Genomic DNA, 19,157 nt, shown 5'->3' with positions numbered 1-19,157 from the left:
TGAACCGGGCTTTATGTTAGAATGGGCCTCAGGTATGCGTTGTCTGAAGCAAAGGAGGCTCGACCGTGTCCACCATCTGGAGCCAGATCCGAATATTTCTCAATGACCTGTATTTCCCGAAAATACAGGCCATCGATATTGTGGAAATTCTGATTCTGGCCTTTCTGATCTATATCTTTATGGAATGGATTCAGCGGACACGCGCCTATACTCTTCTGAAGGGGATCCTGATCGTGGTTCTCTTCATACTCGTCGCGACGATCTTTCAGATGGCTGCGATCCTCTGGATCACGCAACGGCTGGCGTCCGTGGCTCTTCTGGCGCTCGTCATCATCTTTCAGCCGGAGCTCCGGAAGGCGCTGGAGCAGCTCGGAAACAAAAGCCTTCTTTCGTCTGTCTTTCTGTTTGAAAATGCAGGCGAGAAAGGCGAGCGGTTTTCGGACCGGACGATTTCCGAGATCGTCCGCGCGGTCAACGAGATGAGCGAGGTGCGCACCGGCGCGCTGATCGTCCTTGAGCAGAACATTCTCCTCACGGAGTACATCGATACCGGCATCATGCTGGATGCGGAAGTCTCAAGCCAGCTTCTGATCAATATCTTTGAACATAACACGCCGCTTCACGACGGGGCGGTGATTCTCCGGGGCGACCGGATCACCGCGGCGACCTGTTATCTTCCTCTTTCGGATAACGCGAAGATCAGCAAGAAATACGGCACGCGCCACAGGGCCGGGCTGGGGATCAGCGAAGCGTCGGATTCCTTCACGATCATTGTGTCGGAGGAGACGGGCCGGGTTTCCTGCGCCTATATGGGCGTGCTCACCACCGGCGTCACGGCCAGCGGACTCCGCGAGCAGCTTCATCAGATGCAGAAGCGGACCCTGAGAATGAGGGATGCGCGGATCCCGCGGTTCCGGAAAGGATGGAAGAAGGATGAAACGTAATCACGTCTTCACGCATCCGGTTCTCGGTGTCGTCTCGCTGGTGATCGCCTTCTTTGTCTGGCTGATCGTGATGAACGTCAGCGATCCGGTCCGAACGAAGACGTTCGCCTCGATCCCGGTCAGCGTGTCGAACGCCTCCTATGTGGAATCGAAGGGACTTTCCTACAAAATTGCGGACGGTTTTCAGAATATCAGCGTGACGGTGAAGTCCAACACCTCGATCATCGAGCGGCTCAGCACGTCCAGCATCGTGGCCAATGCGGATCTGACGCAGATCATCGACTTCAACTCCGATCCGGTGATGGTGCCGGTGACGGTTCAGATTCCGGGCGTTTCGACGGACAGCATCACGGCGAATCCGCGAAACATCGAAATTTCGCTCGAGGATATGGTGAGCCAGGATTTCGTGATCAATACCACGGCGGGCGATACGTCGCCGGCGAACGGATATGAGATCGGATCGATTTCCGCCACACCGGAGAAACTGACGCTGCGCGGGCCTAAGTCGCTGATCGAGCGGATCGACAAGGTCGTCGCCCAGGTGGATGTCACCGGGCTGAAGACCGACGCCACGCTGGGCACGACGATCCGGGTCTTTGACAAGAACGGCGACGTGCTGAGTGATTCGCGGATGAACTATCTGACGCCGAATATCGGCTTCGATGACATCCGCGTCCGGGTGACACTGGACGAGGTGCTTTCGGATGTGCCGATCGTTGCGCAGAGCTACGGCACGCCGGCGGAGGGCTACACGGTCGGCGACATCTCCGTGACGCCGTCCACGATCCAGCTGGTGGGCAGTGAGGACGCGCTCGATGCCTTCCGCGCGGACGGAGGAAAGATCGTGATTGATTCCGATTCGAAGGCGGTTGATATCAGCGGCGCCTCCTCGGACCAGGACATCAACGTCAAGATTACCGATTATCTGCCGGCGGATCTGCGGCTCGCCGCCGACCTGACGGATAAGGTGGTCGTCAACGTCAAGATCCTCGAGCAGAACACAAAGTCGTTTGAGATCGAGACGAAGAACATCCGTCAGGACAATCTGCCGGACAGCCTCAACGCTGTATTCAAGGAATCGCAGCTGGATGTCCGTGTGAAGGGGAGCGATGAGAAACTCGCCCGTCTGAGCACGGATGACATCAGTGCGTCTGTGGATCTGAGCGGCGTGAAGGCCGGGGACGTGACGCTGCCGGTAAGTATTTCTCTGCCGGATGGCTATGAACTGGCGTCTCAGGTGACGGCGGATCTCACGATTTCTGCCACCGAGGGTGATTCGAAGGCGGACAGCGTGAACGCGTAGACACGGCGGGAACGCAGTGTATGAAGGAGGAAAATTCATGGTCAGCGGTACAGTAGTGGTGAGAAATGCATCCGGTCTTCACCTGAAGCCGGCGGCGCGGTTCTGTGAGGAAGCGCTGAAATACAAGTCGACCATCACCTTTACGTTCGAGAACACAACCGCGAACGCGAAAAGCGTTCTGTCGATTCTGGGCGCCTGCGTCAAGTGCGGCGACGAGATTGAGATTGTCTGCAACGGGGAAGACGAGAAGGAAGCGCTGAAACATCTGATCAGTGTGGTTGAGGAGGGGCTGGGAGATGAAATCTGAGAAAAGAGGAATGAAGCGGAGAGCGGCGCTGCTGGCACTGCTCCTCGCGGCGGCGGTCGGCGCGGCCCCGCTGCGGATCCCGGCGGACAGCGCCGGCGGAGCGGAGGCAGCCGCAGGCAGCGAGGCGCAGATCGTGGATGACGGCGGGACGGACGGTTTTACCGATCTGGCTGACGATGAGACCGGCACGGACGCGGCGGTCGACGGAACGGACGCCGATGCGGGCAGCGGATCGGGGGCGTCCTCCGGAAATGCTTCATCCGCCGGCGCGGCGGCTGCGTCCGCAACGGCAGTCCGGACTTATACGGATGACGGAGCCGGTACGGCGGATACGCAGACCGGCACGCAGACGGATACGCAGGCGGCTGCCACGCCGGCCGCGTCATCCGCGTCCGCGGCATCGCAGTCCGATTCCGCCGCGGCGTATGCCGCGGACAGCGGGACGAATGACCACCCCATTGCCGATCCTTCCGTCGTACAGACGAACGGCTACGCGGACTGGCCGCAGGGCAAGGACATCGACGCGGACTACGCCTGCCTGATGGATGCGAAGACCGGTGTCGTACTCTACGCCAAGGGAAAGGATACAGCGACGCCGCCCGCTTCCGTCACCAAGATCATGACCTGTCTGCTGGCGCTGGAAAAGGGCGATCTGAACGCGCAGGTGACGATGACCGGGACGGCCACCCGTTATGCGACGGACGGAAGCTCGAACCTCTACACGCAGGCCGGAGAAGTATTCACGCTGAAGGACATGCTGTACGGCATGATGCTGAAATCAGCCAACGATATGGCGACTCAGATCGGCGAGTACATCGGCGGCGGCTCCATCGATCATTTTGTCGAGATGATGAACCAGCGCGCGGCGGAACTGGGATGCCGCCACACGCATTTCGTCAACGCGTGCGGGATGCCGGCCGACAATCATGTGACGACGGCGTACGATATGTGCCTGATCACGCAGGCGGCGCTGAAGAACGATACCTTCCGCCAGATCATCGGCACGAAGCAGTATACGATACCGGCCACCAATATGACGGAGGCCCGGATTTTCCAGAACCATCACAACTGGGTGCTGAATCCCTCCGACGGGCCGCGCGGCTTTGTCGGCGGCAAGACCGGCTACACGGACGCGGCGCTGAATACGCTTGTTTCCGTGGTGGACCGTGACGGCATGGAGCTGATCGCCGTGACGCTGCACGATCAGGGAAGCGACAAGTGCCTCGCGGATTCGGCCTATCTTTTCCGGTACGGGTACAAGTATTTCCACGAGGTGACCGTCGACCAGGGCGACGGCGTGACCGGGGGCGGCGTCGCCACGCTGCCGCTTGACGCAGGCGCGGACCGGATCACGAGGCAGACACAGGAGGCGACGGATCCGAAGCTGGGCGCGGTTGTGAAGACACAGTACCTTTTCGGAGAGAAAAAGGTCGGATCCTCCGTCATGACGAAGGACGCCTATGACCGGAAGAACGGCGTCACGCCGACGCCTTCATCCGTTCCGGCGCTGTCCTCCGCGGAATCCGCGGTCTCTTCCGCGGCCGAGACGATGGCTTCGTCTGAAGAGGCGGAATCCGCCGAGCCGGCGGTGAGCGACGGCGTGAAGAACACCCCCTCGATGAACGCGGCGAACCGCACGAAGCAGCAGGCCGCTCAGGTCGTTCTGCCGAGCGGCATCGTGATGGACCGGAATCTTTTTCTCGCGATGGCGGTGCTGTCCTCGATGATTCTGATCGGCATCATCGCGATCATCATCACCGTGATTCTGAGAAGACGGCGCAACTGAGATCAATGCAGCAGCCATGTACGGGCGCCGCCGAGTGCGGCGCCTGTGTACTGCCGGGGAGTCCGAGATGAGTGAAAAGGAGAGAGGCCGGGAGTGGCCCGGTCATGATACCCTGATGGAAAAGGCGCGTTACGGCGCCTATTTTGCGTTGGACGGCCTCCGGGGCGGAGCCGTGCGGAAACGGGTGGAGAGCGACGCGGCCGCGTTTCATCAAGGCACGTCCGTGGAGGAGACGGAGCGGCGGCTTCGTCACATTCTGGATCACGCTGTCCGGACAGTGCCGTACTACCGCCATACGGAGAGCGGCGCGCCGCTCTCCGCGTTTCCGGTGGTCAACAAGGATACGTTCCGGGAGCATTATGATTCATTCCGTTCGAGGGCCTACCTTGACGCGAAGGACAACCGCGTGATGACGACGAGCGGATCCACCGGTACGCCTTTTTCCATGATTCAGAACCGCGGAAAGGCGCTGATGAATACGGCGGACAGCATCTTTCTCAGTCAGCTCGGCGGCTACCGGATCGGTGAGAAAACCGCCTTCATCCGTGTATGGGTCAACAACGTGAAGAAAAGCCGGCTGGCGCTGTTCGCGGAAAACACCATCATGATGGAGAGCTCCTCGCTGTCCGACGAGTCGATCGCGGGCATGCTGGAGACGATCCGCCGCGAGAGGGTGAAGGTGCTGACCGGATACGCGTCCGCGCTCGGGGAAATCAGCCGTTACATCGAGCGGCACGGCGTGGATATGAGCGGTTTTTCGGTGCATGCGATCCTCCCGATCTCCGAGACGATGCCGGATCCCGTGCGGGCGCAGCTTTCGCGTCAGTTCGGCTGTCCGGTCCGGTCCTATTACTCCAACGAGGAGAACGGGATTATGGGGATCGAGAGCGAAACGGATGATTCCTACTACATCAATTCGGAGAGCTATTATTTCGAAATTCTGAAGTTTGACCGCGACGAGCCGGCCGGCGAGGGAGAACTGGGGCGGATCGTGCTCACGGATCTGACGAACGAGGCGTTTCCCGTGATCCGGTACGACAACGGCGACAGCGCGGCTGCCAGAAAGGTGATGAAGAACGGCCGGTTCCGTCTCATGCTGACGAAGCTGTACGGGCGCCGGAGCGACCTTCTCTACGACACGAAGGGGCGTCCCGTCACGCCGTACGTCATCACGAACAATTTCTGGGATGTGGAGGGCGTCCGTCAGTACCGCTTCCTCCAGACCGGAAGGAAGACCTACGAGCTGAGGCTTAACGGCGACCGGAGCCGGATGAACGCGGAGGACATGCTGAGGCGGATCCGGCCGGCGCTGGGAGAGGATGCCGACATCACGGTTACCTATGTCGACGAGATCCCCGTGCTGGCATCAGGCAAACGGAAATACATTGAAAATCTCTGTCCGGAGCTGATCCATGAAAAGAACTGATTCCAGCGGGAAGATCGCCCGCAACACGCTGTATACCATCGGCGGCGCCCTCGTGCTGAACGGCGTGCTTCAGCTGCTGATCTATCCGCAGCTGGCCGCGCGGCTCGGAGCGGAGCAGAACGGCACGATGCTCTATCTGATGGCGCTGGTCAACACGCTCGGGCCTTCGGTCGGGCAGGCTCTCAACAACAGCCGGCTGGTGCTGCGGCGGGGCCGTTCGGTGACCAACGGAGACTACAGCGCGGCGGTCTTCCTGTATTCTCTCATCGGGATCGCGGGCGCGCTCCTGTTCGCGCGCAGCTCGCTGGGAGGCGCGGCGGGGGCGCTGCTCACGGCGCTTCTCATACTGCTCACGGATTTCCGCTACTACGGTGATGTGGAATACCGCCTGTCTCTCAATTACAGGCGGTACTTCCTCTACTACGCGGTCTGCTCGGCCGGATATGCGGCCGGCTTCTGTCTGTACCGGGTGACCGGGAACTGGTATCTGATCTTTCTTGCCGGCGAAGCGGCGGCTCTCCTTTATGTGGCGGCCACCGGATGCATTTTCAGAAATGTCACGGTCCGGTCGGCCAGCTTCCGTCTGGTCATGGAGCGCGGCGGACTTCTGGTGCTGTCCTATTTCGTCACGAACCTCACTCTCAACATCGACCGGCTGTTTCTCAAGCCGGCGCTCGGCGGAGAGGCCGTTTCGGTATACTATGCGGCGTCTCTGATCGGGAAGACGCTGGTACTCTTCATCGCGCCGGTCAACACCATCGTGATCTCTTATCTTACGAAGGACCGGGTCAGGATCACGAAGAAGCGGTTCATGAAGTTTGCCGGAATCGGGCTGGCCGTATCGGCGGTATTCTTTGCGCTCTGCGAAGCGGTGACGCCGGTGTTTATCCGGCTGTTCTATCCGTCTCTGGCGGAGCGGACACAGCCGATTCTCACGGTTGTCACGCTGTCCCAGATCCTCGCGATGCTGTCGGCCTACCTCTTCATCGTGGTGCTGACGTTCACCGGCGAGATATGGCAGCTGATTCTGCAGTGCTGTCATCTCGGACTGGTGCTGGTGCTGATCAGCGTGATGACAAAGCGCGGCGGACTGACGGGCTTTTCGGCCGGCGTGCTGCTCGCCAATCTTGCCCGCGTCGCGGTGGTGCTGGCGCTCGGTGTGGTCCGGGCGGAGAAGAATCCGGAGGCGGGAGACGCGTAACGGGCGCCGTCTGTATGAAGGAAGCGGATCCGGCTGACGGCCGGACGGATATACTCAGGAGAAAAGGAGACGAATATCATGCATAAGCAGGCAGGAGAAGTGCTGCGGCGGACCGCCTGGACCGCGCTTGACCGCGTGCAGGGCGGCAGACTGGAGAAGATGCTGGCCGTCAACAAGGCGGAGATCGTCCGGGGGGTAACGGAGGAATATCGGAGAAGGCGCCTCCAGGCCGTCATGGATTACGCGTCCCTCTGCTCGCCTTACTACCGGTCGCTGCCGGACCATCCGACACTCCGCGATTTTCCGGTGATGACGAAGCGGGACTATGTGGAGCATTTCGATGAAGTGCTGAGCGATGAGTACAGGGACCGCCGGGAGAAGCTGCACCGCTTTTCCACCAGCGGCTCCACCGGGACGCCGTTCACCGTGCTGGCGGACGACGGGAAGCAGGACCGGGTCAATATGAATTTCATGGCGGTGATGGAGCTGAACGGGTTCCGTCTCGGTATGAAGCGCGGCGAGTTCCGGGCCTGGATCCGGGGAAAGAATACGATCTCGAACCTCCGTTCCTTCACCAACAACCTGCTGATGATCGACATCTCGAATATGGGAGACACCGCCATGAGAGCCATCGTCGAACGGATCATCGACGAGCGGATCCAGGTGCTGGTAGCCTACTCAAGCGCGATCACGGCACTGACGGATTACATCGGGCGAAGCTCCCTCGATATCAGCGGCTGGAGCGTCGAGATGATCTTCACGATGGGCGAGGCGCTTCCGGATTCGACACGGGAGAAGGCGGAGGAACTGTTCGGCATCCGGCCTGTGCTTTCATACGGAAACAACGAGAACGGTTTCATCGCGGTTTCGCTGCCGGGGCAGAAGGGCTATACGGTGGATCTCTACAATTTCTATGTGGAGATTCTGAAGCTGGATTCGGATGAGCCGGCGGACGAGGGCGAACCGGGACGGATCGTCGTCACGGATTTCTACAACCGGGCCTTTCCGATGATCCGGTACGATACCGGCGATACCGGCATTCTGAACCGGATTCCGGACGCGGACGGACGGGTGAGGGAAGTGTTCACAGACATCTACGGGCGTCGCGGCTCTCTGATCCGGAACACAAAGGGGGAGCCGCTGTCGATTCATGTCTTCATGAACAATCTGCTGAATTTCGAGGGCGTGCTGCGCCAGGCCCGCTGCATTCAGCTGACCCGCACCTCGTACCGCCTCCTTCTCAACGCGGAAATCGGCGCGAAGGTGAAGGAGCCGGAGGTCGTGGCCTCCTACCGGAAGTATCTGGGGGACGACGCGGAGATCGAGGTCGAGTACGTTGACGAGATTCCGGTTCAGCAGTCCGGCAAGACGATGGTATGCGAGCAGCGCTGCCCTGACTATCTGTGAGGCGGAGATGAAAGTATCTGATTATCTGGTTGAGAAGGCCGCGGAGGCGGGGATCCGGGACGTTTTCCTCGTGACCGGCGGCGGGGCGATGCATCTGGACGATTCCTTCGGACACAGTCCGAGGATGCGCTGCACCTATCATCACAATGAGCAGGCGGCCGCGATGGCGGCGGAGGCCTACGCGAGAGCGGAGATGAGGCCGGCCTGCGTGCTGGTGACCTCCGGTCCGGGCGCGACCAACGCGATGACCGGCGTGCTCTGCGCCTACATGGAGTCGATCCCGCAGCTGATCATCTCCGGCCAGGCACGCTACGAGACGACCGTGCGCAGCACGGGACTTCCGCTCCGGTCCATGGGGATCCAGGAATTCGACATCACCCGGAGCGCGGAGGCGATGACGAAGTACGCGGTCATGATTACGCGTCCGGAGGACGTCCGGTACTGCGCCGAGCGGGCGCTTTATCTGATGATGAGCCGCCGCAGAGGGCCGGTCTGGCTGGATGTGCCGCTTGACGTGCAGGCGGCGGAGATTGATCCGGCTTCTCTGAAAGGCTATGATCCGGCGGAGGATCCGGATGAGCAGGTTCCCCCGGTCAGCGATGCGGCTGTGGCGGAGATCATAAGAAAGCTCAGAGAGGCGGAGCGGCCGGTTCTGTTCGGCGGCTTCGGCGTCCGTTCGGCTGGGGCCGCGCGGGAGTTCCGCCGTCTCGCGGAGCTTCTCGGAATCCCGACGCTCGGCGGCATGTCCTCCGTCGATCTGATGCCGGAAGACCATCCGCTGTTCGCCGGCCGCACCGGCATGACGGGAAGCCGGTCCGGCAATTTCGCGGTCGCCGGATGCGATCTTTATCTTTCCATCGGAAGCCGTCTGAGCTTTCTTCAGACCGGCTTTGATTACACGGAATGGGCGCGGGGCGCCTTTGTGATTCTGAACGAGCTGGACCCGAACGAACTGAAGAAGCCGAATGTCCGCGTCGATCTCCCGGTGATCGGGGACGCGAAGGAGCTGATCCTTCGCCTGACGGAGACGCTCGAGGAGGAGGGCGCCTCGCCGTCCCGTCCCTTCTGCGCAAAGGCGCAGCCCTGGCTCCGCCGCTGCATGGAGAGGAAACGGCGCTATCCGATGGTGACGGAGGCGGAGCGCGGCCCTCAGCCGGACGGACTCGCCAATATTTACCGGTTCTACGACGCGCTGTCCGATCAGCTTCCGGAAGGCGCGATGGTGCTGGCTTCCTGCGGAACGTCGCGGGTGGCCGGAACGCAGGTCTTCCGTGTGAAGGAGGGACAGCGGTTTATCACCAATTCCGCCACAGCCTCGATGGGCTATGGACTGCCGGCTGCCATCGGGCTTGTCCGCGCCACGGATGGCGGAGAGGTGACGCTGGTCACCGGAGAAGGATCTCTGATGATGAATCTTCAGGAAATGCAGACCATCGCGACGAACCGTCTGCCCGTGCGGATTTTCCTGATCTGCAACGGAGGCTATCACTCGATCCGTCAGACACAGCACGCGTATTTCCGTGACCCGCTGATCGGGATCGGACCGGAAAGCGGCGATCTCGGATTCCCGGATCCCGCGGGGCTGGCATCCCTGTTCGGATTCCGCTTTGCCCGGTGCGTGCGAAACGAGACGATATCGGCGGATTTGCGGAGCGCGCTGGAGCTGGAGGCGCCGGCGCTGATCGAGGTTGAAGTTTCGCCGCTTCAGAAGACGGAGCCGAAGATCGCGTCCCGGAAGCTTCCTGACGGCCGGATGGTGTCCTCGCCCATCGAGGATATGGCGCCGTTCCTTCCGCGGGAGGAGCTGGCGGAGAACGTGGAGGTGCCGCTGACGGAGAACGAGCGGCGCAGATAGACAGGGGAGAAGATGGAAGAGAAGAAAAAACGGATTTCCGTGGTGATCCCGACCTACAATGAGGAAGACAACGTGGGACCGATGACGGATACGCTGACGAAGGTGTTCACGGAGCAGCTGCCGGCGTACGACTATGAGATCATCTACATCGATAATCATTCGAAGGACCGCACCCGGGCGATCCTCCGCTCAATCTGTGAGAAGGACCGCCATGTCAGGGCCATCTTCAACGCGAGAAACTTCGGCCAGATGCGCTCCCCGGTGCACGGACTCCGTCAGGCATACGGCGACTGCGTGGTTCGGCTGAACGCGGATTTCCAGGATCCGCCGGAGCTGATTCCGACGCTGGTTCACGAGTGGGAGAAGGGGCATAAGATCGTCATCGGCATCAAGTCGAAGACTGACGAGGGGCGGTTCATGGCTTGGGTGCGCCGCTGTTACTACCGTCTGCTGCGGAAGATCACGGACATCGGCCACATCGAGAATTTCACGGGCTTCGGTCTCTATGACAAGGCGTTCGTGGATGTGGTCCGGAAGATTCACGACCCGATGCCTTACCTTCGCGGCATGATCGCCGAATTCGGCTATGATTACCAGACGGTGCCCTATGAGCGGCCGAAGCGCCGCGCGGGAAAGAGCAAGAATAATTTCTACAGCCTCTACGATGTGGCGATGGTGGGGATTACGTCCTACTCGAAGGTCGTTCTCCGACTGGCCACCTTCATCGGCTTTCTCATCGGGGCAGTGAGCTTCGTGCTGGCGATCCTGTACCTGATTTTAAAACTGCTGCACTGGAGCTGGTTCCCGGCCGGCATGGCGCCGCTCGTGATCGGCATGTTCTTCCTCGGCGGCGTGGAGCTCTTCTTCATCGGCCTTCTGGGCGAGTACATCCTTTCGATCAACCAGAGAGTGCTCGACCGTCCTCTGGTAGTGGAGGAGGAGCGGATCAATTTTGATGACAATACGCCGGTGGTGGAGTAACCGCCGGACCGGTATGAAGACGCCCCGTCCGCGCTTTGAAGCGCGGGCGGGGCGTCTTCTGCGGGGGAAGAACCTGCGGACGTCCGGGGAAGGGGAAGCGCAGGGATTGCGGGATTCATTGCCCCCGCGCCTTTTCCCGTCTTGCGGCGGCGATGTACGCGGCCAGCCAGAGAAGGAGCAGAGAACCGGAGAGCCGCAGCGCGGCCCGGTTTTCCGAAGACCGGTACACGAGACGGATGTCGGATTTGCCGCCTGAAACCGGGATCCCGACGAGGCCGCCGTTGATGTTCAGAACCTTTGCGGACCGGCCGTTGACCTTCGCCCTCCAGTTCGCATTCCAGAGGACGGGAACGCAGAAGATTCCGTCTTTATCGCTGCGGAGGGATGCGCGGTAGGTGCCGCCGTCCATCTGGATCCCGGACACATCGGTGGAAGCGAGCGGCTCAAGAAGCGAGCCGGCGTCTTCAAGTGTGAGGACGGAGAGACGGCTCAGCCGGGTCGTGCCGCCGTCCGATGGGAAATCCAGCCGGATCCGTGCCGCCTCGTCCGGAAGGAGAAGCAGGAGATCCGGCATACCCGGTTCGATGCTGAAGGGCAGCCGGTCCTCCGGATCCGGATCCGTCTGCCCTTTGCGGAGACAGAAGACCTCCATCCGGCGGATGCTGCTCATCGAACGGGTACCCCGAACGTGGATCGAGAGCAGGCGGACCGAACCTTTCGCCGTGACGCCGCCGAGATCGTAGTAGAGATAGGGATCGGAGCCGGAAGGCCTGAAAACCTTCATCGCACTGATGGAGTCGGAGGCATCCGAGACGGTCAGCTGATTGGCTTCCGTGCCGCTGTCCAGAAGGTCACGGGAGCTGAGACGGGCCGAAAGGGCGCTGATCTCCGACCCGCTGAGGGCGGGAAGCCCGCTGATGCCGTCCGCCGCCGTTTCTCCGGCTTCTTCTGTTCCGCCGCCCGTCAGATGGCAGGCGCCAAAAAGTGCCAGCATTCGCTGGGGGAAGGCAAGTGAGGCGAGCGCACCGGAGGAGACGGTCCGTGTGTAGAGATAGCCGAAAGGCAGGGCATTCCGCACCCGGCTTACACGGAGCGCGCCTTCGTCGGTACGGATCGTTTCGAACAGTGCTTCCGGCAGTGTGTCCGAGAGACGCTCCGTGCGGTTCCGGATCAGATAGCGGCCCCCCAGCAGCGGGAAGGCGCCGAATTCCGATCCGCCTGAGACAAAGTGGTTCGCGCTGATCTGGCCCAGCCCCATCTCCTGCTTCAACGTACCGAGAGAAGCCGGGTTGGTGCTGCTGTAGACGGAAGCAGCCGGAAAACCGAGCCGCGTGCCGACATTGGCGTCCGTCGGATCCTCTGTCGCCCCGACCCGGAAGAGACCGCTGTCGCGGCTCCGGATCTCCTTCACCGCCTTTCCCGTCTCTCCGGAGGAGAGAACCGAAGCATAGGCTGAAGGTGTCACATAGTCACGGTCGTAGAGCGTCGGACGGTTCGTCACGATCAGCTCTGCCATGAGGAGCGGAAGCAGAAGGCTGAGACAGGCCGGAGCGGGACGGTCCGTACGGGTGATCAGAAAGATCAGCAGGCAGAAGAGCAGCGCGAAGACCGCGGTCTGGCCCATCGCCCGGATATCGGTCTCAAGGCCGAAGCGGCCGTCCAGCTTTCGGAGGACGGCCAGCGCGGCCAGCGTGATCGCGGCGCCGGCCGCCGCGGAGCGGCGGCAGCGGCGCCGGTCCGCTCCTGTCAGCAGATCTTTCAGAAAGAATCCGACGGCGCATGTCAGCGCGAAGGTGATCAGAAAGGAATACCGCTGGACCATCCGGTTGAACTGAAGCAGCGCGGCGGCATTTTTGCTGCAAAGGGCGAGAAGCCCCAGCGCCAGCGCGGCGATGGCCGAAGGGCGGCTCTTCCGGCTGAGAAGACGGTCTGAAAGAGACGGAAGAGCGAGGCAGGAGACGGAAAGAGCCGCCTGCTCATAGTAGTTGCCCGCTCCGCGGTAATCCGATCCGGCGCCGAAGAGATTGACGGAGAACAGACGGCCGAGAGACGTAAGGAGCGAGGCGGGACTGTTCCACTCGATGCCGCGGAATACGCCGGACGCCGCTCCGGTGCGGACCGATCCGGTGAAGGAGGAAAGGGCCGGGACAAGGGAGGCGGCTGCCAGCCCGCAGGCTCCGGCGGCCGCCATGAGGATCAGCAGCATCCGGTTCCCCGTCCGGCGGAGCGGCATCCGGCGTCTCAGGGCGAAGAAAAGAACAAAGACGAGCACGAACCAGGCCGACATGTAGGCATAGTAGTAATCCGTGAGGAGAAGCAGCGCGATCGCCAGCGCGAGCATAAGACCCCGGCGGGGCGTCGGGTCGAAGAGAACCGGAAGCAGGGCGGCCATCATGACGGTGAAAGCCGCAAGCGCGGCCCCGGCGGTCAGATTCTGACTCCACAGCGTCACATACCCCGAGAAGGTCCAGATCAGAGAGGCGGCCGCCGCGGCGGTTTTATGCCCCAGAAGACGACGGAAGAACAGCCAGCTGAAGAAGAGAAGGCAGTTGATCTCAAGAAAGAGAGTCAGCATCAGACCGGCGGGGAGCGTTCCGGGAGTGAAAAAGAGCAGAGGCGTCTTGACCGGGTTCAGGTACTTCATAAAGGTTGCTGTCGTGTCGCTCCCGAGGCCGGCGGTGAGTTCATAGCCCCCGAAGCGTCCGGCGCGGAACATACGCTCCAGCAGGGTGATCAGAGGGAGAGAGGAGGCGACGGAATCGGAGCCGATATCCGTGTACAGATAGACGGCACGGCCGGTAAGAAACCGGCTGTACAGCACAAAAAAGACCAGATTGCCGCCAAGGAGGACCGGCAGCGTCTCCCGGGCTGCCGCGCGGGCAGGTGTGGTACGTTTCATCGTCGATTTTTCTCCTGTCTTATTTTCTGACCACCATCACGACACCGGTCTGAGCCTTCACGATTCTCAGACTCAGAAGCCAGGGCTCTGTTTTCCCGTCCCGTTGCGTGCCGACGGCGGCGGTGCCGGTTTCTCTGCCTCGGGCGAAGGTGACCGAGCCGTCACCGGAGAGTGAAAGAAGCAGACGGTAGGAATGATCTTTCTTAAGCCGGACAGGATCGAAGGCGACGGTCCGGACGGATCCGGCGCTCCAGCCGCTTAAATCGGTGACGGTCAGCGTCCGGCGGGTGACTGCCGTTTCATCCTCCAGTTCAAGGCGGAGACGCAGACTTTCGGGGTGCTCCACCCCGTTGACCCGGACCTCGATATTCGCGATATCGGTTGTCAGCGGGCAGTGAAACACTTCCCCGACTGACTGCCCTGCGCGGAGGGGCTCCGCGTCCGGGCCTTCCTCCGTGGAACCGTAGAGCACCGTCGGGTCGAGCTTTGCGTGGGCCTCCGTGTAGCAGTCATTGCGGACATAGAGGGACGGGAAGCCGAGATCGGAGAGGCTGCGGTAGTTTCGGTCAAGAAACGCGCCGATTTCCGGTGCGTACTGGGATACCGCGTAGCCCCAGACGTTGAGCGTGCTGTCGTAGACGTAGATTTTCGGCGGATCGGCTTCGAGCTGGCTCAGACAGTCGGTGCGGCCCCACTCCCAGTACCAGGGCGTGGAGCCGGTGTACCTCGTCGCGACGAGCACGCCGGCGTCCAGAAGCAGATCCTGCTGATAGCTGGTGAAGCCGATTTCTTCAAGCGGCTCCGTCAGCTGGTCCAGCGCCCAGGCGAGAGAATCCGTCCGTACGGTTTCCGGAGCCGCTACCCGGAACAGGTTCGGGAAACGGACCAGATACGGCGAAAAAGCGGCGCAGAGGACCAGGAGAACCGCGGCTGCCCGCAGACGGGTATGACCGGCCCACGCCCGGATGTGGACTCGCCTGGATTCAAGGACGAAGGCGGCCATCACGGAGAGCACCGCCACCGCGGGCAGACCGTGATAATCGAAGCAGCCCCGGGTCGCGCAGGCGACGAGATAGAAGGCGGCGGCCGCCGCTTCCCACCGGCCCCGGCCCGATCCGGCTTCCCGTTTCACCCGGTCGACAAGGAAGAGGAGGGCGAGGCCCAGCACGCCGATCTGCAGCAGGACTGTGAAGGAAAGTCTGCTGAACTGGAAGGCGGCACCCAGCTTCGTGAGCCCGCCCAGGAGCGACGCCGGCACGCTGCCGCCGTAGCCGCCCGGATAGTATTTCGGATAAACCTCAGTGTTGAAGCGGTAGGCCTCATCGAAGCAGGCCCGGAGGGTGCCGGAGGAGGCGAGATACGCTGCCTCCAGCGTCAGCGGAAGGAGCATGAGAAACATCAGCGGCACATACCGTCGGAGAAGACGCAGGATACAGCGGCCGGGGTTTTCCTTCGCGGCGGCCGTGTCCCGGATCTCCACGGCGAGGACGCCCAGAAAGCAGGCGAAGACAGGAAAGACCGCGGCGAAGGAACTGAGAAAGGCCAGTGAGGAAGCGAGACTGATGAAGACGGCGGAGACGCCCGTGAGGCGGCGTTCCCGGAAAAACAGAAGCAGCTCGAAGAACAGAAGGGCTAGCCCGGCCGCTTCCAGCTGGTCGGCGAGGATCACCGTCCCGTTCTCGAGGGAGGCGATCACCGAAAGATAGATAAGCTGGGCGGCGGCGACCGTCCGGGCGCCGAAGCGCGGCGCGCAGCGGAAGAAGCAGAGGCCGGCCAGCAGGCCGAAGAGCAGATAGAAGCCGATCCGGAAGCCGGTAACGGAGTGCGCGCCCGCCGCGGCGAAGAGAGCCGCAAACTGGTAGGGAAGAGGCATATGCTGGGAGATCAGGTCCCGGTAAAGCACCTTGCCGTGAGCCATCGCGTAGCCCTTGACGAAGATCTCCTCCTCGTCCGACGGAAAGAGGCCGGCGTTCCAGAAGGCCAGCCAGAGAAGAAATACAAGCCCCCCGAAGGCGCAGGAGAGCAGGATGCGCCGCTTCCCCGTTCCGTTCCGTACAACTGACTGATTCATAACTCGCTTCCTCCGGATCCGTATCTTATTATTTACAGGTGAAATTGTACATCGCGCCGGTCCGTAAGGGCAAGCCGAAGTCCATTTGCAAATGCCTTTCCGCGATGCTATAATAGCGTCGCTATGCTGTGAGCGTGATCCATAAAAGGAAAGACATCGGCAGCAGAACGGCTCTGCGAACAGGAAGCGCGGGCCGGAAAACGGCCCGGAGACGGAAAGCGGGGGCCGGACGGCCGTCAGGCCCGGAAAGCGGGCGGCCGGAGAAGAACAGAAGGAAAGCGAAGCGTCTGAAAGGAAAGAAGAGGGGATTATGCGCACGTATCTCGTGACCGGCGGAGCCGGCTTTATCGGATCCAATTACATTCATTACATGTTCCGGAAGTATGGCGGCTCGATCCGGATCATCAATGTGGACAAGCTGACATACGCGGGAAATCTGGAAAACCTGAGAGATGTGGAGAAGCGGGACAACTACACCTTTGTGAAGGCGGATGTCTGCGATGCGGAGACGATCGGCCGGCTGTTCCGGGAGAACGACATCAACCGGGTGGTCCATTTCGCGGCCGAGAGCCATGTGGACCGGAGCATCAAGGATCCCACCCTGTTCGTCCGCACCAACGTGCTGGGCACGCTGACGATGCTGAACGCGGCGCGGGCGGCATGGGAGCGGGAGGACGGAAGCTATCCGGAGGATCACAAGTTCCTTCATGTTTCCACGGACGAAGTGTACGGCTCTCTCTCGGATCCGAACGAGTATTTCCATGAGACGACGAAGTACGATCCCCACAGCCCCTACTCGGCTTCGAAGGCGTCCTCTGACTTTATGGTCAAGGCGTTTATGGACACCTATCATTTCCCGGCGAACATCACCAACTGCAGCAACAACTACGGACCGTATCAGTTCCCGGAAAAGCTGATCCCGCTTCTCATCAACAACGCGCTTCACGGGCGCGCGCTGCCGGTGTACGGCGACGGAAAGAATATCCGCGACTGGCTGTATGTGGAGGATCACTGCAAGGGAATCGACATGGTGCAGGAGAAGGGCAGGCTCTTCGAGACCTACAACATCGGCGGCCATAACGAGCGGCAAAACATTCAGATCGTACATACCGTGCTGAATACGCTGAAGGAGCTGCTGCCGGACAGCGATCCGAGAAAGGCCCTTGTCTCCGACGACCTGATCACATATGTGACCGACCGGAAGGGTCATGACCGCCGCTACGCCATCGCGCCGGACAAGATCCGGGCGGAGGTGGGCTGGTACCCCGAGACAAATTTCGAGGACGGCATCCGGAAGACCGTGGCCTGGTATCTTGAGCATACCGACTGGATGGACCATGTGACCTCCGGCGCCTATCAGAACTACTATCAGAGCATGTACGGACAGAGGTGAGCGCGATGAAGGGAATCATTCTGGCGGGAGGCAGCGGTACGCGTCTTTACCCGCTGACAAAAGCGGTCAGCAAGCAGCTGATGCCGGTCTATGACAAGCCGATGATCTATTATCCGCTGTCCACGCTGATGCTGGCGGGGATCCGGGATATTCTGATCATCTCGACGCCGCGGGATCTTCCGGCCTTCGAGGAACTCTTCGGAGATGGAAGCCAGCTCGGCATGCATTTCACATACAAGGTCCAGCCGAAGCCCAACGGACTGGCGGAAGCCTTCATTCTCGGCGCCGATTTCATCGGAAACGACCGGGTCGCGCTGGTGCTGGGCGACAATATCTTCTACGGCCAGAGCTTCTCCCGGGTGCTTCGGGCGGCGGCGGAGCGGGAGAAGGGCGCGACGATCTTCGGCTACTACGTGAAAGATCCGAGAGAGTACGGCGTCGTTGAATTCGACAAGGACGGGCGGGCGATCTCCATCGAGGAGAAGCCGGAGCGCCCGAAGTCCAACTACGCGGTGCCGGGGCTTTATTTCTACGACAACGACGTCGTGGAGATCGCGAGAAACGTGAAGCCTTCCGCGCGGGGCGAGCTCGAGATCACCAGTGTCAACAACGAGTATCTCCGCCGGGGCGATCTCTTCGTGGAGACGCTGGGCCGGGGATTTGCCTGGCTCGATACCGGCAATCACGACATGCTGCTTGATGCGGCGGATTTTGTCGCGGCTTTTGAAAAGAGACAGGGCCTGTATATCTCCTGCATCGAGGAGATCGCCTACAAGCGGGGCTTCATTGACCGTGATCAGCTGGTGAAGCTGGCGCAGCCGCTGATGAAGACCGCCTACGGCCAGTATCTGATGGATATCGCGGAGGGACTCGGCTCTGGGGTCCGCTGAAGAAACAGCGGCCGGAGTCCTGAACAAAACACAGGGAGAAGGGGGACGCGGCGTCCGGGCGGACGCCGCGAAGAGCGGGCCGGTGCGCCGTCAGGATGCGGCCGGTTCGGAAAGGACGGATGAGAGATGGGAAAGATTCAGGTTGAGACCTGCGGCATCGAGGGACTGAAGGTGATCACGCCGACCGTCTTCGGCGACCGCCGGGGTTATTTCATGGAGACCTACAATTACAACGACTTCAGGGAAGCCGGCATCCCGCAGACTTTTGTGCAGGACAACCAGTCGAGCTCCACGAGAGGCGTTCTCCGCGGACTGCATTTCCAGATTCACTATCCGCAGGACAAGCTGGTCCGGGTCGTCCGGGGCGAGGTCTTCGATGTGGCCGTCGATCTGCGGGAAGGATCGGATACCTACGGCAAATGGTACGGCGTGCTGCTGAGCGAGGAGAACAAGAAGCAGTTCTTCATCCCGAAGAATTTCGCGCACGGCTTCTACGTCCTGTCGGACGAGGCGGAGTTCTGCTACAAGTGCACGGATTTCTATCATCCCAACGACGAGGGCGGCCTCGCGTGGAACGATCCGGATCTGGACGTGAAGTGGCCGCTGCTGGAGAATGTTCCGCTCAACCTCTCCGACAAGGATACGAAGTGGGGATCCTTCCGGGAATACACGCGGGCGCGGTTCGGAGCCTGAC

14 protein-coding genes are annotated in these 19,157 nt (G+C 61.1%); 12 read left to right on the top strand and 2 right to left on the bottom strand.

Annotated elements, in window-relative coordinates:
- Nucleotides 1-65 precede the first annotated feature (65 nt).
- From cdaA to G4C92_RS03125, 9 genes are all read left to right on the top strand, one after another.
- Nucleotides 66-944 carry a diadenylate cyclase CdaA gene (cdaA, locus tag G4C92_RS03165; RefSeq protein ID WP_330654773.1) on the top strand — a complete coding sequence of 293 codons (879 nt, stop codon included), beginning with the start codon at nt 66-68 and terminating at the stop codon, nt 942-944.
- Complete coding sequence (locus tag G4C92_RS03160; RefSeq protein ID WP_274941154.1) at nt 934-2,247, top strand: CdaR family protein; 1,314 nt, start codon at nt 934-936, stop codon at nt 2,245-2,247. Before cdaA ends, G4C92_RS03160 begins: the two co-directional genes overlap by 11 nt.
- Before the next feature lie 37 nt (nt 2,248-2,284).
- Complete coding sequence (locus tag G4C92_RS03155) at nt 2,285-2,554, top strand: HPr family phosphocarrier protein (protein ID WP_274941153.1); 270 nt, start codon at nt 2,285-2,287, stop codon at nt 2,552-2,554.
- The gene (locus tag G4C92_RS03150; protein ID WP_274941152.1) at nt 2,544-4,340 is read left to right on the top strand and encodes a D-alanyl-D-alanine carboxypeptidase family protein; all 1,797 of its coding nucleotides are present in this window, start codon (nt 2,544-2,546) and stop codon (nt 4,338-4,340) included. Before G4C92_RS03155 ends, G4C92_RS03150 begins: the two co-directional genes overlap by 11 nt.
- Before the next feature lie 67 nt (nt 4,341-4,407).
- Entirely contained in the window at nt 4,408-5,766 is a 1,359-nt protein-coding gene (locus G4C92_RS03145; protein ID WP_274941151.1) for a phenylacetate--CoA ligase family protein, read from the top strand.
- The gene (locus G4C92_RS03140; protein ID WP_274941150.1) at nt 5,753-6,967 is read left to right on the top strand and encodes a lipopolysaccharide biosynthesis protein; all 1,215 of its coding nucleotides are present in this window, start codon (nt 5,753-5,755) and stop codon (nt 6,965-6,967) included. The genes G4C92_RS03145 and G4C92_RS03140 overlap by 14 nt, the downstream gene beginning before the upstream one ends.
- A gap of 78 nt (nt 6,968-7,045) precedes the next feature.
- Nucleotides 7,046-8,374, top strand: a complete 1,329-nt coding sequence (locus tag G4C92_RS03135) for a phenylacetate--CoA ligase family protein (protein WP_274941149.1) — start codon at nt 7,046-7,048, stop codon at nt 8,372-8,374.
- Nucleotides 8,375-8,381: 7 nt separating this feature from the next.
- Entirely contained in the window at nt 8,382-10,229 is a 1,848-nt protein-coding gene (locus tag G4C92_RS03130; protein WP_274941148.1) for a thiamine pyrophosphate-binding protein, read from the top strand.
- A gap of 12 nt (nt 10,230-10,241) precedes the next feature.
- Entirely contained in the window at nt 10,242-11,210 is a 969-nt protein-coding gene (locus tag G4C92_RS03125) for a glycosyltransferase family 2 protein (protein WP_274941147.1), read from the top strand.
- A 115-nt stretch (nt 11,211-11,325) separates the two neighbouring features.
- Here the strand turns inward: G4C92_RS03125 and G4C92_RS03120 are convergent, their stop codons facing one another.
- Nucleotides 11,326-14,109: a YfhO family protein gene (locus G4C92_RS03120; RefSeq protein ID WP_274941146.1), complete on the bottom strand. Its 2,784-nt coding sequence runs from the start codon at nt 14,107-14,109 to the stop codon at nt 11,326-11,328.
- Between the two features lie 19 nt (nt 14,110-14,128).
- Nucleotides 14,129-16,180, bottom strand: coding sequence for a hypothetical protein (locus tag G4C92_RS03115; RefSeq protein WP_274941145.1), 2,052 nt, complete (start codon nt 16,178-16,180; stop codon nt 14,129-14,131).
- A gap of 310 nt (nt 16,181-16,490) precedes the next feature.
- Here G4C92_RS03115 and rfbB point away from each other — a divergent pair, with 310 nt between their 5' ends.
- The 3 genes from rfbB (at nt 16,491) to rfbC (ending at nt 19,156) form a co-directional block, all read left to right on the top strand.
- Nucleotides 16,491-17,573, top strand: coding sequence for a dTDP-glucose 4,6-dehydratase (gene rfbB, locus G4C92_RS03110; protein WP_274941144.1), 1,083 nt, complete (start codon nt 16,491-16,493; stop codon nt 17,571-17,573).
- Between the two features lie 5 nt (nt 17,574-17,578).
- The gene (gene rfbA / locus G4C92_RS03105; protein WP_274941143.1) at nt 17,579-18,463 is read left to right on the top strand and encodes a glucose-1-phosphate thymidylyltransferase RfbA; all 885 of its coding nucleotides are present in this window, start codon (nt 17,579-17,581) and stop codon (nt 18,461-18,463) included.
- A 126-nt stretch (nt 18,464-18,589) separates the two neighbouring features.
- On the top strand, nt 18,590-19,156 hold the full coding sequence (gene rfbC / locus G4C92_RS03100; protein ID WP_274941142.1) for a dTDP-4-dehydrorhamnose 3,5-epimerase: 567 nt from the start codon (nt 18,590-18,592) through the stop codon (nt 19,154-19,156).
- Nucleotide 19,157: the final 1 nt, after the last annotated feature.

Source organism: Chordicoccus furentiruminis (genome assembly GCF_019355395.1).
Lineage (GTDB): Bacteria > Bacillota > Clostridia > Lachnospirales > Lachnospiraceae > Chordicoccus > Chordicoccus furentiruminis.
This window is presented reverse-complemented; position numbering and strand designations above follow the sequence as displayed.